The 1,371-nt window shown below is 36.0% G+C and carries 1 pseudogene; it reads left to right on the top strand.

Annotation, left to right across the window (positions count from 1 at the left end):
- Positions 1 to 129: 129 nt before the first annotated feature.
- A pseudogene (locus C3420_RS16985) lies at positions 130 to 672 on the top strand (type II toxin-antitoxin system HipA family toxin); the annotation flags it as partial.
- Positions 673 to 1,371 lie beyond the last annotated feature (699 nt).

Below are 1,371 nucleotides of genomic sequence, written 5' to 3'. Positions count from 1 at the left end.
ATCGTTTGAAGGATAAAAAAAGAATTGGGATTCAGCCGCAGGTTGAAACTTAATACGAGATCAAAGGGGTCAATTTTACTTCGCCATTTTTAAGGTAAAAGGGGTCAATTTTAAAATGCCGTTGACACTTCTAAACGATTCGATCGTCAAAATGGTATGCGGATTCCAATGCAGAGTTTGGCTGCATATACAGGAGCAGACTATAAAGTTCCAGGTAGCCTAGACTATCGCAATTTTCTCCGGGCAACCTTGATGTGTACGCAAGATGTACGAGAAAGATTGCATGCTTTTAAACGTGCTGTGTTTAATGTGCTTTTCAATAATCGGGATGACCATACTAAGAACTTTTCATTTCTCATGGAGAAAAATGGTCAATGGAAATTGGCTCCAGCCTATGATGTGACCTTCTGCGAGGGTCCAGGTGGTTATCATCAAATGGACATTATGGGAGAAGCGCTCAATATTTCCCGAAATGACATACATAAACTCGGTACTTCAGAAGCTAATCTGACTACTCTAGAAGTCGATGAGATCATCTTGACCATGCGTGAAATTGCACTTCAATTTAGTCAAATTGCGCAGCGCCTGTATCCCCATCAAATTCGAGAATCTACCCTACAGATGATTCAATCACGGATTCAACAGAATATTGATTTTTTAACTGAAACCTAAGCGTAAATATAAACTAAGCGCCAACCATCAACTGCAAATAGACTTTGATATAGTTAGTCGCTACATAATCTGTAGAACCTGTGAATTAGCTCTCTTTATAATCACGAATATTAGATGGATCACCGCTAAGATATATTCTGCAAACGTGAAATCACTACATCCAGATCGAAAATCACTAAGAAAAAACTGTCACCAAAAAAAGGTCTGCACTATGGATAGATGCAGACCAAACTCTGGATAACTACCAGCACGAGAAATATGTCGCAATTTTGCATAGACATGAATTTGATAAAATCAGCCCAGAAAGCCAGAAATTCATAAAAACTATTTCATCAATCCCCTATAACTTAATCACGTTCATGGTCGATCTTAAATCTTGTGAAAAGTACTCATGCTGACCTAGCCAAACTGTAAAACTCATGTATTCATAGCCTTTAAATGAATCTTTCAATCGGTATATTTAAGGTAAAAACTAGTAATCAGAAGTTATTATCACCCCCATATAAAACAAGGATCAACTTAAAAACAATAACTTAGTAAATTATTCTTCCATTTTTTTTATATTTAGTGTTATTGTTTGCTTCTGCAATTGATGGATGATTTTCTTGTTGAGATTTCTTATCTTCGCATGGTGTTTCTTTACTACATCCACAACCACTCATAATTATACCCATTAAAAAAATTATAAACTTTGAATAT

Origin of the sequence: Acinetobacter sp. ACNIH3, assembly GCF_002918965.1 — a bacterium.
Classification (GTDB): Bacteria; Pseudomonadota; Gammaproteobacteria; order Pseudomonadales; family Moraxellaceae; genus Acinetobacter; species Acinetobacter schindleri.
The sequence above is the reverse complement of the archived record's forward strand: the minus strand, read 5'-3'. Positions and strand labels throughout refer to the sequence as shown.